Raw genomic sequence first — 15864 nt, 5'->3', positions numbered from 1 at the left:
ATTCGATGCGCATTCACAGGGAAGGGATTACAATTTTAGCTGTTGCTTTTACAATACTAGTAGGTATTTGCGCCCTCGTATGGCTTCTCGCAGGAACCATTGGTTTGTACATAGCCACGGGCATATCGCTGGCATTTCTCATTTTTATCCTAAGGTTTTTTCGAGTTCCCAAGCGGGTCGTAATTACCGATCCAAAAAAGGTTTTCTCGCCATGCGATGGCAAGGTGGTAGTAATTGAAGAGGTTGAAGAAACCGAGTTCCTTAACACACGTTGCCTCCAGATATCCATATTCATGTCGGTATGGAACGTGCATATAAACTGGTACCCCATTGCAGGAAGGGTTCTTTACCAAAAGTACCATCCAGGGAAATTCCTGTTGGCCTGGGAGCCAAAGTCGTCAACACTTAACGAACGCACTACCATTGCCATTGAACGTACCGATGGAGCCAAAGTACTTTTCAGGCAAATTGCTGGATTTTTGGCTCGTAGAATCGTGTGCTACACCAAAACAAACGATACGGCGATCCAAAACCAGGAGATGGGGTTCATAAAGTTTGGCTCCAGGGTCGATGTTTTTATCCCAATCGACTCTGCAGTTAAGGTAAAGCTAAATCAAAAGGTGGTGGGGACTCAAACCGTGCTTGCGGTTATTCCATAGTGGTTACTTACTGCCAGTAAAGGTAAACTTATCCAATCGGCCCTTCTTATCGAAGTAAAAGTTAAAAGTACGGTCTATCTGCTGGTACTTGAGCACAACTGAATCCTGTGGGGTTTTGCTTAAATCGGTGAACGATCGGTAAAAATCATCGCGAAGCATTCCTGTTCTTATCCCATTGGCCAGCTCAATCTCTGAGTCGCGCACAATACCCCCTAGCATAAACTCCTGATTGAATCGAGTTTTGTATATGCTGATTTTTGAGTTTTTATAGGTGAAATTGTAGATGGTGTCGGGCGCTTGGTGCTCTCGAGGGCTTCGTTTAATTAGCTTCTGTACCTTGGTGCGCTCAGGCATATTGGCTTTAAACTGCCCAATGGCCTCGCCGTGAACAAATGGCTTCGCCATGAAGCTATTCACATCCATAGGCTTAACATCCACAGCAACCGGGGTTTTAAGAACCGCACAAGCGCCAAAACCCAAACAAATTAGTATCAGGGTATACTTCTTCATCTCGCATCAGATTTAAAAGCAATGTTACAAAAAATATTTCACCGCCAATGCTTTGAGTGCGATAATTATCGAACCGCTCACTATGGCTAAAGAGTAGAATAATGGCTATATTTGAAGCATTCGAAAACTTTTGCCCATGTATAAGAAATGGATTTTTGGATTAAAAAAGAGCCATGCCCTATGCGCACTAATTCTATTCCTCATATATCTGTTTCTGCCAAGCAGGCAAAGCACCATCGATGGATACGGATATGCCAACTACATTCGGGATGCCGAATCGCTATTCCTCTCTCACCACCTACTATACAACCTTATCGGCTACCTATGGGTTAGCCTTCTGAAGCTTATTGGGATTAGCAATACGCTGGGAGCACTAAAAGCAATGAACGCCTTATTCGCAGCGCTATCCCTTTTAATTCTGGGGAAGATTTTTAAAGGGTTAGGATATGGCGATAGCAAAGCTACAGTATGGGTGCTTTTTGCTGGCAGCTCTTGGGGTGTTATGCGGTTTGCCACCGAGAACGAAACCTATATTATCCCAATCATCTTTTCGCTTATTGCTAGCCATTTCTTTCTGTTGTATTGCAAACAAAAAAACTCAACATCAATTCTTTGGGCAGGTTTTTTTGCTGCCTTCGCATGCCTTGTTCATCAAATTCACTTCTTCTGGTGGCTGGCAATCTCTTTGGCACTTTTTATTAGGCGTGACTACCTAGGTGCATTGAAATACGCAATACCCGCCTTGCTGGTTCCCCTTACATATGTTCTTGTATTAGCACTCTACTATAATGTTAGTATCTCGTTTGAGTCACTTCTACAGTTTGCGCTCAGAGATTTTTACTCTGGCTCAGCAACCATTGGTTTAGGATTTAAGCACGTCGCCCTATCGGGCATAAGTTTTATTAGAACATTCCTTCAAGCTCATGGCTACCTTGGCAACCTTATGGATATCTCTCGGTGGTATATTTTGGGTGTCTTTGGATTTATGCTGTTAACATCCATTGGTTTATACAATTTTAAAGGGTTATCGGCCTCAGTCAGAGAGATTCTATCGCCATTTACATCAGCTATAATCTTAGCCTTTGGACTTCAACTAATTTTCGCCATTCTATCGCACGGTAATGCTGAGTTCATGGTTATGCTCCCATTTCTAGGAGCGATTATACTCTCAAGAGTTCTTTCCAACGAGATACGATTTATTGGTTTCCTAGCCATTGCTATGCTTGTATGGAACATTTCATTTGGATTAATCCCGCTGAGCAGGCACAGTATCGATGGTAGTGGAATGGTTGCAAACGCTGTTGGGGATTCGGATGCAGCTCAAACCCTTTTTGTAGTATTCAGTAAACCAAGCATCGACAATCAGGTACGCTATTACAAGGGGAACTACCCTACCAATACAATATCGGCTACTCAAACTAAGGAGATGGAGGATGTGGTTGAAGCCATTTATATAGCGCTAAACAATGGACAATCCGTTTACACCGATTGCATCGACAGACCCAAAACAATTTCGAGAGAGAGCCTAACAATTAGTGGCAATTCAGAAATTTTCGACGGCTTTCATCAGCAAAAAGTCGATTCTGTAAAAACGCTTACAGGAAAACACTTTTTAATTAAACTAAACCCTATCGTAAACATTCAAACAATGTATTGAAACTCTCGAGATAATTTAGTAACACAAACATTATTTATTCCCATGGGCAAACAGAAGAAAAAAGTATCTAAGCCGAATAAACCTGATGAAGTTTCAACGGGAATGGATAGGCGCGATTTCATTAAGCTAAGCATTCTGCTGGGAGGTGGCGTTTTTCTGTCGGGAGGGCTACTGGGCTGCGTGGGAAACCTATCCGATGGTTCCGCCGAGATTATTGAGACCAAAGGCGATACCATGATAATAAGGGCAGGATGCCCTGGGCACAACTGCGGTGGCCGATGCATACTAAAATTCCACGTTAAGGATGGTACTGTGACCCGCATTGAAACCGACGATCGCCCCGGCGATACGCTTGAGGATCCGCAGCTAAGAGCCTGTATTCGTGGTCGCTCATACCGGCGTAGGCAGTATCATCCCGACCGATTAAAGTACCCACTAAAAAGGGTTGGCGAGCGTGGTTCGGGTGAATTCGAGAAAATATCATGGGATGAAGCACTTGACTTGCTGGCATCGGAGATTAAGCGGGTTAAGGAAAAATACGGCAACTCCGCAATACTTGTCCCATACGGAACAGGCAGCTACAATCAGATAAACGGCAGGCAAACCGCAGCCCGCCTCATCAACCTACTAGGTGGATCGTTAGGCTTTTACAACAGCTACAGCTGGGCTTGCATATCGAAGGCCACGCCATATGTGTATGGCACATCGGTAACTGGTAACCAGCGACAAGATTGGGTTAATAGCAAGTTCATAATTATGTGGGGATGGAACCCCGCCGAGATGCGCGATGGCACCAACAGCGAGTTCTTCATCAAAAAGGCGCGCGAAAGGGGTGCTAGGGTTGTGTGTATCGACCCGCGCATGAGCATGAGCGCCGTGGCGCTGGCCGATGAGTGGATTCCCATTCGCCCCGGCACCGATGTGGCCATGATGAGTGCCATGGCCTATACCATTATCACCGAAAATCTTCACGATAAAGATTTCATAAAACGCTGCTGCGTAGGTTTCGACAAAACCCAGATGCCCAAGGGTTGCGAAGACGAGGAGAGCTACTCCGATTACATCCTAGGAACACACGATGGAATTCCCAAAACGCCCGAGTGGGCCGAAAAGATTTGTAGCGTTTCCGCCCAAACAATAAGGCGCATTGCCCGCGAGTACGCCACCAGCAAACCCTCGGTGCTTTACCAAGGATATGGTATCCAGCGCAGGGCATACGGCGAGCAGGTGGTTATTGCGGGTTGCTGCCTTCCTGCCATAACTGGCAATGTGGGTATTCCCGGCGGCTGGGCAGGCGGCATAGCCCTGCAGGCCGATGACGGTGGCCCATTCTGGAACGTTTTTCCAACGGGCAGAAATCCGGTAAAGGCAACCATACCCGTTTTCCTTTGGACTGAGGCCATTCTGCGTGGCAAGGAGATGGATTCGGAGGATGGTGTTCGTGGTGTTGAGAAGCTGGATAATAACCTAAAGCTTATCTGGTGCGTTGCCTCAAATATCCTTATAAATCAGCATGCCGACACCAACCGCTCGGCCAAAATCTTGAAAGATGAAAGCCTAGTGGAGTTCATTGCGGTGCAGGATCAGTTCATGACCCCCTCGGCCAAATATGCCGATTTGGTGCTGCCCGTTTGCACGCAAATGGAAACCTGGGGTTTACAAGATGGTTGGAAGTACGGCGATGAGGTAATTATAATGCCCCAGCTGGCCAAACCGCCCCACGAGACCAAAAGCGATTACCAAATATGCGCCGAACTGGCAGAACGCTTTGGGGTAAGGGAAGAGTTTACCCAGAACCGCAGCGAGCGGGAATGGATTGAGTGGGCCGTGGAGCGATACAGAAACACCCGTTTCCCAGATATCCCCAGTCTGGATAAAATGGAAAAGGACAACTGGGGTGGATACACCAAGGCGGTGGATAAGCCAGCCATAGCATTCAGGGAGTTTAGGGCAAATCCAGAGAAGAATCCGTTGCGAACGCCAAGTGGAAAAATCGAACTCTTCTCAAAAACTCTTTTCGATATGGGCAAGCCCAACACGATACCTGCCGTACCCAAGTACATACAGGAGTGGGAAAGCCCATTTGGCGAGGAGGCCAAAAGGTTCCCGCTGCAAGCCGTGGGGCATCACTATATGGCACGTGTGCACTCTACCCACGATGGGGTTGACTGGCTTGAGGAGGCTTTCCCTCAGCGAGTATTTATCAACCCAATTGATGCAAAAAAACGTAGCATAAACGATGGCGATGAGATATTGATTTATAACGACAGGGGCAAAATAGCCATGCCGTGCCGCATCACCCCCAAGATTATGCCCGGAGTAATTGATATTCCGCAGGGGGCGTGGTGGAAACCCGATAAGAACGGGATTGACCGAAGAGGGAACGTGAACGTGCTAACCTCGCACCGCTGGACACCCCTTGCCTACGGCAATGCGCAGCACACCATTATGGTGGAGGTTGAGAAGATTTAGAAGGGGGGATTTTTTATAAAACAATAGTTACTACAACAAAATACCATGGCAAAACAGTGGGCTTTCTATTTCGACTCGTCGCAGTGCTCGGGCTGCAAAACCTGCCAAATAGCCTGTAAGGATAAGCAGGATCATGCTGTTGGATTGCGCTGGCGCAATGTTTACGAGGTGGCTGGTGGACATTGGGAAGCAAAGGGTGATAGCAACTGGGAGTCGGGCATCGAATCGTACAACATATCCATGTCGTGCAACCATTGCGAGGATCCAATCTGCATGAAGAATTGCCCCAACGGGGCGATATATAAGAATGAGGAAGGCATTGTGCTTATTGATGCCGACCGATGTATGGGCTGTAAGTATTGCCAGTGGGCTTGCCCATACGGAGCACTCCATCTGAATAAGCAAACTGGCAAGATGACCAAATGCGACCTATGTATCGACTACCTAGCCGAAGGCAAACAGCCTTCATGCGTTGCTGCGTGCCCTATGCGGGTGCTAAAAGTTGGCGAGCTAAGTGAATTAAGAAGCGAGTTTGACGATTGGGAAAATATATACCCGCTCCCAAGCGCACATATTACCAAGCCATCGCTGGTGATAAAAGCAAAAGAAGCCGCAAAAAAAGAGATGAACTGGAAAATCATAAATAAGGAGGAGGTACGAGATGCATAGCTCAGAATGGTCGCTACTATTTTTTACGCTAATTGGGCAATTCTCGGCGGGGCTAACAACAGCTTTGCTGATATACACAATTATTACACCTAAGCGTGATGATAATGCACAAGCATCCTTTTTAAAAGTTGGACTACTTGTCGCCACTGGAGCCATAGGCATTGCGCTAATCATCTCGTTCCTGCATCTATCGGCGCCATTATCATCGGTATTTGCGCTTACCAACCTGAAATCGTCATGGCTTAGCCGCGAGATATTGATGGTTTCGGCCTACGCCGCATCGGTTTTTGCAACCACATTGTACTGGCTATTCTGCAAAGGAAAAAGGAGTTTTCTTATCCCTCTCCTAGCCATTTCAAGTTTGTTGGGCTTAACTATGGTGCTCACCATGGCCAAGCTATACATGATTGAGACCATACCAGTTTGGAACACCCCAGGTACACTGATAGCCTTTTACGTCAACACTATACTACTAGGCTCTTCGTTTGCATCGGTCTTGTTCTATAATAGCCACAAGGATAATTTAGATAAGAATGTAGAAAGAGTTTTCGTGTTTGTTATAATAACTATCCTTGCAGTAAAATTTATTTCTGGACTGGTTGGCTGGGACACAACAACCAACGAAAACATAGCTTTTGCAGGAAGGATGTATCATCCCATTTGGAATGCCCTATCATGGGCTTGGCTGCTTGGACTAGGTATGCTTATCCGACGGGTTTTCCCGAATCCACGCGATTCCGATACCGGCATTCGCCTTTACCTGCTTGCGTTTGTATTTTTTGTGATAGCAGAATTTGCGGCACGGATTATCTTTTACTCATCGTACTTTAGGATAGGTTTGTAGAACAACAGCTCCATTCCCTAACAAACTCCTGAACAGCAATATTAAATAGAATCGCGCTAAAATCAAATCCTCGGTTACTATTCATTTAGACACTTTATAACGAATATCCTTTACACAAACAATATTTGTGACCCTTTAGCATCCGAAGTGCCTCTCATCAGGTTTTGACAGAGACACGAACAGCTATTAGCGCAAAATCAAAGGTTGATCCCAAATTTAGCTAACGCTGAGCTACGCTTCGCTCCGGTTGTCATTAGCGATTCTTTTTCTAATGACCGCCATTAGAAAAAGACACTGTTTATGCATTGATTATATGGGTGTTAATATGACAAATCGATAAAGAAAAACTAAAAAATTTGCAATCATAAATGCTTACAAATTTAGTTTTTCTAAATCTGGGTTAATTTTGGGGACTGAAACAGATTGATGTGCAAGATTTTCGCAATAATAACCATGCTCGCCTATTTCTAAGCTATATAAACAATCCTGAACCATCTAGCATCCAAATCATTTCACAATTGAAAACAATGAAGTATGTGATCCTGCACACGATGGATTCAAAATAATTATTTGATTTGTATAAGTATGGTGCTAGTAAAACAACAACTAACAATCTGGCATACTCTGGGATATCGCTTACGATCGTTAATGAATATTACATTGCGCAGACATCTACTCCCTTATTATTTTAATGCTCAACCCCTTCTGTGTCGACCAGCCTGATTTATCGGTTAGACTTATAAAAAAGTGGTAATCGCCCTCATCGTATGGGCCCTTGGCATCACCATCGGGTAGGGTTATTTCAAGGCTTGTCTCATACTCCTGTAATCCATCAGGAATTGAGTAGTCGTTAATAAAAACGAATGGGTTAATGGGTGCTTTCACAGGGTCGAGTTGGCACTCGGAAACCTCTGTACTATGCGAGTGGTGATCGAAATTATGGTGAATATCGATGCTATAAGAACCCAACTCAATATTGTCGGTGAATAGCATTTTAAACGTAAATGTTTCCCCAAAGTAAAGCGTGTCGCAGTTTATGGGGAATGCGCCCAAAATGGTTAGATCAATCTGAGGTTTCTCCTTGTCTACCTCCTCTCTGTTACAGGAAATAGAGACTGCCATTAAGGATATTGCCGTAAGTATTAAAATGGTTTTTCGCATCATTTTTTAAAATTTTATGTAGTGGCTGCCCAACCCACAAGCCGGAGATCAGACAGCCACAATACGTTACTCTAAACTAATAGTAATAGGATAGTGTTGCGAGAAGGTCCAGTTTCCTCCAAAGGCGTCCTTACACTTCACAACAATATAGTAGTCTGCCGTTTGCCAGGCAATATCACCCGTAATGGGCTTGGGGGTATTGTTGTTATCCTGTGCAGCACCAACCACAATGCTAGCATTGAAGCTATACGATGTGGGGTTGTCAAAATCGTGTGTATGAAGCAGGGTGATTGTATTGGTTGCATTCACCTCGGCATCAGTAAGATTTTGGCTAATCCTAGCCAACCCAATGTATATACCGCCCAACGCTTTATCGTCGGCCACAGATCCCGCAATGGATATTGTTTCACCATTGGTATAACTTTGGTTTTCTCTAGGTGCACTGTTTATGGTAATGGTTGGGGGGACACTGTCTTCGGGAGCCATTATTTCCAGCTCAGCTTCCTTTTCAGTCTGATTGCCCTCAAGATCAACCACCTTCATATGGAAGTGGTATTCGCCAGCCTCTGCCCAAAGGGGAATATCGATGTGCTCGTGGAAATTTGTATTCTTAAGACCATAGAATTTGGTGTAGGTCGTATCAACCTCCCACTCGTGTTCATCGAGTACAATCGATAAAGTTTTCTTGCCGTGCTCGCCCTCGTGGTGTATTTCAATAATCACTCTGTCAATTTTGCCTTCGGCAATTATTTCTGCCTCAATGTGCAGGTCGCTGCCTAAATAGCCAATGCCGCTATTCTCATAGCCCAGCTCAAAGTTTAGGATTTCGGGTTTCGCCACTTCGTCCTTTTCGCAAGACATAAAGGTGACACCTAATAAAAGCATAATTGCTGTTAAAAAATGCTTGGTTCTCATAATATAAAAAAATTAGGTTTATCAATTTAATTAGTGATATCGATATTGAACGGAACAGATATATTCACAGCAACATTCCTTCCGGGCTCGGGAACATTAATAAGCCTGTAGTAGCTCGAATGGTTAAAATGCTTGCTGTTAAATACGTTGTTAATTTGCAGTGATAATCTCACCCTTCTCACTTCTCCTCCGAGACCAAGGTTTAGCTCCTGATAACCATCGGTAACCTCTTCGGGTGGAACAATTTGGTTTTGAATAGCAGTAATTCTCAGGTCTGCATACAGGTAAGCATTTTGCACAAACCCTAAGTTCAAACTTTGGTATTTAAGGCTTATTAGACCAGATGGTGCAGGGGAGAATGGCAAGGAAAAACCCTTCTTTGAACCCGATAGCTGCTCGGAGTAAATGTACTCGCCTATTATACCAAGTTTTAACTTTTTGGCAAGGTATAGATGAGCGTGCATTTCGCCTCCAAACCTAAACACTTCGGCTTCGGTGTAGATGAAAATTTGATTCCCATTGCCATACAGCCTATCGTGTAGGTGCGTAGGGTTTAGGTAGATATAGTTTGCAAAGTAGTTTACAAAGGGATTAACGCTGATGGCAAACCTGTTAGTGTTAAGCTCTGCGCCCATATCGAGCTGATAGGATACTTCGGGCGATAGATTAACATCACCCACCTCGTAGCTAAACTGGTGGTAGTTTACCCCGTTAGCAGCCAGTTCCTTGGCAATGGGCATACGAAAACTCTTGCCGATATTCGCCTTCAAAAGAAAAATTTCTCGGTTAAAGTTGTACCCAACCGACCACGAAAGAGCAGAAAAAGACCGATCTAACCTGGTGGCTCGTTGCACATAGAGCCATTCTGTTTCATCATCGTTAGGACTTTGAAACCAATCGGAATATGGTTGAGTTTTAATTTGCCCAAAATCGTACCTGATGCCCAGGTTTACAATGCTACTCGCCGAAATATTTTGCTTCGCAAAGATGTATCCACCCAATACAGCCTGCGTAAATGCAGGGATTATAAAACCACGTCCATCAATCCTATTGTCTTGATATTCCGAGTTTAATCCAAGTGATAAATCCCTTCTCTCGCCTTGCGAATGGGTAGCTTTAAGGTTTACCGAGTAGATGTATTTTTCGAACCCTCGCTCCAAATCGGCAGGGAAAGTTTGGTTATCGGGAAAGTTGGGTGGCATATAGCCGTGATTTACATACTGGCTCCATTCCTCCCTGTAATTTCGCTGAACTCCCAAATCCATATCAAGCATGAGGGTTTCACCTTGCCATTGACTTTTGCTAATTGCCTTAATGTGATTAACTTTTTGGCGAGGGTAAAGAATATCCCTGTTCGATTTATCGTGCAAAACGGTATCCACATTCCGAGGCTCCAAGCCGTGCGCATTGGCAAAGAAACCGCTTTGGGAACTCAGGTTGCTAAGGTAAAGTCGGCTTGTAAAATGCGAACGAATTAATCCTATATTAAGGTGAAAATTCTTCTCCTTGCCCGCCGTATTTCTCAGTCGGTTTTTATAAAGCGGTGCTCTGTAGGAGTAAATATCGATGCTATCGGTTGGCACCTTGTAATCGGCATAATCCATTACCGTTGCACGGAAACCACCCCAAAAGCCATTCTTCCTGCCCAACACATTAACCGACGTTCCCCAAAGATTGTTGTTGGTTTTGCCCAATAGGTCAACCGTTCCGGCGAGGGAATTCTTCTGAGGTAAACCATTCGATTTTAAAACGATAGCCCCACCAATTGCGTCCGATCCATACATAAGCGATGCAGGGCCCTTTACCACCTCAACGCTGCTCACAGCGTACTGGTCGATTTCCAAACCATGGTCGGCACCCCATTGCTGCCCCTCGTGCTTTATCCCATTGTCAACTACAACTACTCGGTTAAAACTTAATCCACGAATAATAGGTTTCGACTGGCCTGCGCCAATATCAATTGTGCTAACACCAGGTATACGCTCCAGCGTTTTCATTAAACTACCCGATTGGTACTGCTTAATAAACTGGCTATTAACAATATCAACATTAAGAGATTCCTCCCTTTTTACCCTTTCTGCATAATGATCAACCACAATAACCTCCTGCAATGTTATTGGCATTGCTTTTAGCCTGGCGTTGTATACTAAATTTGAGGTAATTGATACAGAATCGATAATCGGGTAATATCCCATAAACGAAATCTCTAGGGCATAATTTCCGCCCTTGACACTGGCGATGGTAAAATATCCCTTGGAATCTGTTGTAGTACCTTTCTTAATGGGATACAAAACAACAGATGACCCTGGCAATGGCTTGTTTTGATCGTCGACTACCCTACCTGTAAGCGAATACTCTCCTTGAGAAAACGCTAGAAAGTAAGGTGCGATCAAAAAAGCAAGCAATAAAAGCAACTTGCTCATTTGAGTGTAGAATGAAATTTATGATGTTTAAAAGAATTGAAGAGAAAAATGCTTACGTTATGAAGGGAGGTGCTCGTGGAGATTCACTTAATATTGGGCACTCACTAATACCAAGATGAAAAGATGCTTGGTAAGAACAAATAATGTGAAGCTTGTTTGAACACTCATATGCATCAACAGCAATTGCTGTTTTGGTAAATTGGTATTCGCAGATAGGGCAATGCTTATCGGAATCGTAATTCGATAAAGTTGTTAAGTAGCGATTTGCCTCATTGCAACTTTTGCCATGGGAGCAGCAATGCGAAATTGAATGCCAATGCGAATGGTGCCGCTGAATATGCACAAATTGAAAGGCTAAGGGGAAAATGAATACCCCAAAAAGAAAAATGGCAATATGTGGGCTAAACTTTTTCAACCTAATTCTGCTTTTTAGTACAAAAGCTGCAAATGCCTTTAATTATTACCTCTGTCTCCGATAATTGATAGCCATCAGGCAGTAAAGGCTGTTTTATGGGAACACTATCTAAACATTGCACGGTATTACATACACTGCAATAGAAGTGCGCATGCTCTCCCTTTTTGGTGATTGAGTTGTTAAGTGCATACTTAACTATAGCATGATCCACAACTATTTTGTGAATTATTTTCTTCTCCTCTAGCGTTTTAAAGGAGCGGTAGAAAGTGGTTCTATCGTAGTGTCCGGCAAGTTGTTCTCTAATCTCCTCCTCAGAAAGGGCTTTTTCGGCATTAATAATGGCATCAATGATACCCTCGCGGCAACTCGTGCGCTTAAGGTTATGACTCGATAGAACTTCTTGTGGCTTCATATATGCAACAACAATTCAAATGCAATAATGTTGCAAATATTGTGTTTTTTTTGGATAATATCAGACTGCTTGTCTTAGTAAAATCTAGCAAATGTTCTTTTGTTGAAAACTTTTTCATAAACATCCCCAACATCAATCACCAACATCACTAAAATAGGATACTTTCGTTACTGCAATTGGCTCCAATCGGATTAAAAGGGAATCCTGTGAGAATCAGGAACTATCCCCGTAGCTGTAATCCCTAAGCCTACACAATAGGCAAATGCACTTGGCATATATACCACTGACCGCCAGCTGGCGGATGGGAAGGTGGCCAAGGGCTGGGGTAAGTCAGAAGACCTGCCAATTCACAAACAATTCGTAGCTTTCGGGCGAAAGGCGAGAAGAATATCTACCCCCATAGGTTTTCTTTTGAATCCCCCGCGAGTTACCATTTATTAACTTCTTAAATCTACACAAAATGAATGGTGAACTTCGTTTCCAAAACATTACCAAACGTAACGGCGAGTTGGTTAGCTTCAACCCACAAAAAATTGAGCATGCTATCTTCAAGGCCATGCGTGCCGTTGGCACACCCAACCGCAAGAGGGCAAGTGAGCTGTGCGAGCTTGTAGTTAAAAAGCTGGCCAACGAAACCTTTAAGGAGAATCCTAATGTGGAGCAAGTGCAAGACATGGTGGAGAAAACCCTCTTTGAAAATGAGAACTTTGAGCTGGTGAAGGCCTACCTACTCTACCGAAAGCAGCGGGAACAATCGCGCAGCGCCAAGGAGATGCTCGGCAATATTGAAACGATGGACGACTACCTCTCAATGAACGACTGGCGGGTAAAAGAGAGCGCCAACTCCGCCTACTCGCTGCAAGGGCTGAACCAGCACATTTCTACTGTTATCACATCGCAGTATTGGCTCAACAAGCTATACCCCGATTCCGTTTCCAATGCCCACAAGAGAGGATACATACATATCCACGACTTGGGCTTTCTGAGCGTTTACTGCGTTGGATGGGATCTGAAAGACTTGCTCCTATCTGGCTTTAAGGGGGTGCTGGGAAAAACCGAGAGCAAGCCCGCTCGGCGATTCCGCACCGCCTTAGGACAGATCGTTAACTTTTTCTACACCATGCAAGGCGAGGCTGCTGGGGCACAAGCCTTCTCCAACTTCGACACATTTCTTGCCCCCTACATCCGCTACGATGGCCTCACGTACGAGCAGGTGAAGCAATGCCTGCAGGAGTTCCTTTTCAACATCAACATCCCCACACGGGTGGGCTTTCAAACGCCATTCACCAACATCACTATGGATTTGATTGTGCCTGAATTCCTGAAAAACGAGCCCATTGTGTGGGCAGGCGAGGTGAAAGAGGCAACCTATGCCGAATTCCAACCCGAGGTGACCATACTAAACCGAGCATTTGCAGAGGTGATGATAAAGGGCGATGCCAATGGGAGTCTCTTTTCGTTCCCCATACCCACCTACAATATCACCCCTGAGTTCGATTGGGAGAACCCCGACTATGAGGGTATTTGGGAGATGACTGCTAAGTATGGCATACCGTACTTCTCCAACTTCGTAAACTCCGACATGAAGCCCGACGATGTGCGCAGCATGTGTTGCCGCCTAAGGCTCGACAAGCGTGAGCTAAACAAGAGAGGAGGTGGACTTTTCGCCTCCAACCCACTAACCGGCTCGGTGGGCGTTGTTACCATAAACCTGCCCAAGCTGGGCTACGAGGCAACCTCAGAGGAAAACCTGCTACAACGGCTAAAAAGCCTGATGATGCTTGCAAAGGACAGCCTTGAGATTAAACGAAAAACCATTGAGCACTACACCGACAATGGGCTATACCCATATTCAAAGTACTACCTGAGGCACGTTTACCAGAGGCATAAGTGCTACTGGAAGAATCACTTCTCCACCATTGGCATAAATGGAATGAACGAGTGCTGCCTGAATCACCTTGGTGTTGATATTGCCCACCCCGATGGGAAGGCCTTTGCCCAGCGTATTATGCTGTTCATGCGCGATGTGCTTACCGACTTCCAAGACGAAACCGGAAACATTTACAACCTTGAGGCCACCCCCGCCGAGAGCACGGCCTACCGATTTGCAAGGATCGACACGATGCAGCATCCGCATATCATTACCGCAAACCATAAGGCATATACGGAGGGAGCGGCACCCTACTACACCAACTCCACACACCTGCCAGTTGGGTTCTCCGATGATATCTTTGAGGTGCTATCCCTACAAGATGACCTGCAAACCCTATATACTGGCGGAACCGTAATGCACCTCTTCACCGGCGATGCCAATATGCCCGCCGAATCGGCCAAGAACCTAGTGCGAAAAATTACCAACAACTTCCGCTTGCCCTACATCACCATTTCGCCCACATTCAGCATTTGCCCAGAGCATGGCTACATCCACGGCGAGCATTACACCTGTCCCAAATGCAAGAGCAGCTGCGAGGTTTACAGCAGAATTGTAGGCTATATGCGCCCAGTGAAGCAATGGAACAACGGCAAACAGCAGGAGTATAAGGACAGGAAACATTTCGACACCGAGAAGGAATATGCTAATATTGAAAATGGCATAGCCACAAATACGCTCCAGCCAAGCGCAGTAAAAGTTGAGGCCTAGCTATGCGCATTGCCTCATTGCAAAAGCAGAGCCTGATTGACTGGCCGAGCAAGATGGTTGCGGTGGTATTCACAAAGGGATGCAACTTCCGATGTGGTTACTGCCACAACCCTTCGCTGGTGTTGCCGGCTCTCTATAACCAAACACCCAACATTGACCCAAGCGAGGTTCTTCGCTACCTAACGGATAGAGCCTCCTGGCTCGATGGCTTGGTTGTAACTGGTGGTGAGCCCACCATTCAAAAAGGGCTAAAACACTTTTTAAATGAAGCGAAAAAATTGGGCTACAGTATAAAGCTGGACACCAATGGCTCCAACCCAAATCTTCTGCATGAACTGATTGAAAGCAAACTGGTTGACACTGTTGCTATGGATATAAAAACGTTGCTTGATGCCAGTATGTACGCCGTAATTACTAACACATCAGAACCTAACCTAATCGCTAGCGTTAAAGAATCGTTGGATATTCTAAGACACAGCAAAATCCACTACCAGCTACGCACAACGGTACTACCTAATCACCATAACCAAAGTGTAATTGCTGAGTTAGAAAAAATGTTTGGAGAGGAGAACTACTGTTTGCAAGAGTTTCGGGATGTGGGTACGCTGGGGGATATTTGCAATTGCTCAAGAGAACCCGACAGATGTTAACATTGAACAGCCCTGCAAATGTGTATTTTAGGTCATGCTGAATAAGGCATAAACATCTGATTCCCTAATAATTGAACAACATATTTGCTCTGTCGAGCGCAAGGAAATTCGAGCGTTTCTGCTAAAACCCTTGCACCTGTATACTGGGGCGTTGCCCAGTCATGTTCGGAAGATTAACAGATTGAAATTGAGAAATATAAGGTCAGGATTGTAGTTGAAATTAAAGAATAGGTGCTTTATTAACAAAAAAGCGATGCAGGTGTTTATAACTATTTGGTAGACAATATTATGAGTCTTTGTTTTAAGGTTACCTTTGTCAAAAAAAAGCGATGTCGTTATATAATCATAAAATAAGCCTCAAAGCTATCCTCAAAGAAATACCCGACATTGAATTAAGCCGGCTCTCTCGTGAAATCAACGTTGATTACTGCACAAA

At 44.7% G+C, this 15864-nt stretch carries 12 protein-coding genes and 1 riboswitch; of the genes, 7 read left to right on the top strand and 5 right to left on the bottom strand.

The features are described from left to right. Positions 1 to 5: 5 nt before the first annotated feature. Complete coding sequence (locus tag G8O23_RS06205) at positions 6 to 659, top strand: phosphatidylserine decarboxylase family protein (RefSeq protein WP_166362881.1); 654 nt, start codon at positions 6 to 8, stop codon at positions 657 to 659. 3 nt (positions 660 to 662) lie between these two features. On the opposite strand, the gene G8O23_RS06200 is transcribed toward G8O23_RS06205, so the two are convergent. Next, positions 663 to 1169, bottom strand: coding sequence for a hypothetical protein (locus G8O23_RS06200; protein WP_166362879.1), 507 nt, complete (start codon positions 1167 to 1169; stop codon positions 663 to 665). A 136-nt stretch (positions 1170 to 1305) separates the two neighbouring features. On the opposite strand from G8O23_RS06200, the gene G8O23_RS06195 reads away from it, so the two are divergent. The 4 genes from G8O23_RS06195 to G8O23_RS06180 all read left to right on the top strand — a co-directional run bounded on the left by G8O23_RS06195 (position 1306) and on the right by G8O23_RS06180 (position 6811). Further along, complete coding sequence (locus G8O23_RS06195) at positions 1306 to 2826, top strand: hypothetical protein (protein ID WP_166362877.1); 1521 nt, start codon at positions 1306 to 1308, stop codon at positions 2824 to 2826. A gap of 102 nt (positions 2827 to 2928) precedes the next feature. Then, complete coding sequence (locus G8O23_RS06190) at positions 2929 to 5298, top strand: DMSO/selenate family reductase complex A subunit (protein ID WP_166362875.1); 2370 nt, start codon at positions 2929 to 2931, stop codon at positions 5296 to 5298. Positions 5299 to 5343: 45 nt separating this feature from the next. Then, positions 5344 to 5967: a DMSO/selenate family reductase complex B subunit gene (locus tag G8O23_RS06185; RefSeq protein WP_166362872.1), complete on the top strand. Its 624-nt coding sequence runs from the start codon at positions 5344 to 5346 to the stop codon at positions 5965 to 5967. After that, positions 5960 to 6811: a dimethyl sulfoxide reductase anchor subunit family protein gene (locus G8O23_RS06180; RefSeq protein ID WP_166362870.1), complete on the top strand. Its 852-nt coding sequence runs from the start codon at positions 5960 to 5962 to the stop codon at positions 6809 to 6811. The genes G8O23_RS06185 and G8O23_RS06180 overlap by 8 nt, the downstream gene beginning before the upstream one ends. 672 nt (positions 6812 to 7483) lie before the next feature. Here G8O23_RS06180 and G8O23_RS06175 read toward each other — a convergent pair. The 4 genes from G8O23_RS06175 to G8O23_RS06160 form a co-directional block, all read right to left on the bottom strand. Further along, entirely contained in the window at positions 7484 to 7975 is a 492-nt protein-coding gene (locus tag G8O23_RS06175) for a DUF4625 domain-containing protein (RefSeq protein ID WP_166362868.1), read from the bottom strand. A gap of 63 nt (positions 7976 to 8038) precedes the next feature. Continuing rightward, positions 8039 to 8887 carry a DUF4625 domain-containing protein gene (locus G8O23_RS06170; protein ID WP_166362866.1) on the bottom strand — a complete coding sequence of 283 codons (849 nt, stop codon included), beginning with the start codon at positions 8885 to 8887 and terminating at the stop codon, positions 8039 to 8041. Between the two features lie 26 nt (positions 8888 to 8913). Further along, the gene (locus G8O23_RS06165) at positions 8914 to 11310 is read right to left on the bottom strand and encodes a TonB-dependent receptor (RefSeq protein ID WP_166362865.1); all 2397 of its coding nucleotides are present in this window, start codon (positions 11308 to 11310) and stop codon (positions 8914 to 8916) included. A 416-nt stretch (positions 11311 to 11726) separates the two neighbouring features. Beyond that, positions 11727 to 12137, bottom strand: coding sequence for a Fur family transcriptional regulator (locus G8O23_RS06160; protein ID WP_166362863.1), 411 nt, complete (start codon positions 12135 to 12137; stop codon positions 11727 to 11729). A 160-nt stretch (positions 12138 to 12297) separates the two neighbouring features. Next, a riboswitch (cobalamin riboswitch) is annotated at positions 12298 to 12498 on the top strand. Between the two features lie 99 nt (positions 12499 to 12597). Between G8O23_RS06160 and G8O23_RS06155 the strand changes: the two genes are divergently transcribed. Together G8O23_RS06155 and G8O23_RS06150 are read left to right on the top strand one after the other, a co-directional pair. After that, the gene (locus G8O23_RS06155) at positions 12598 to 14778 is read left to right on the top strand and encodes a ribonucleoside triphosphate reductase (RefSeq protein WP_166362861.1); all 2181 of its coding nucleotides are present in this window, start codon (positions 12598 to 12600) and stop codon (positions 14776 to 14778) included. Positions 14779 to 14780: 2 nt separating this feature from the next. Continuing rightward, entirely contained in the window at positions 14781 to 15428 is a 648-nt protein-coding gene (locus G8O23_RS06150; RefSeq protein ID WP_166362859.1) for an anaerobic ribonucleoside-triphosphate reductase activating protein, read from the top strand. Positions 15429 to 15864: the final 436 nt, after the last annotated feature.

This window comes from Perlabentimonas gracilis (assembly GCF_011174675.1).
Classification (GTDB): domain Bacteria; phylum Bacteroidota; class Bacteroidia; order Bacteroidales; family Tenuifilaceae; genus Perlabentimonas; species Perlabentimonas gracilis.
Note: the sequence above shows the minus strand (reverse complement) of the source record. Positions and strands in the feature narration are given on the sequence as shown.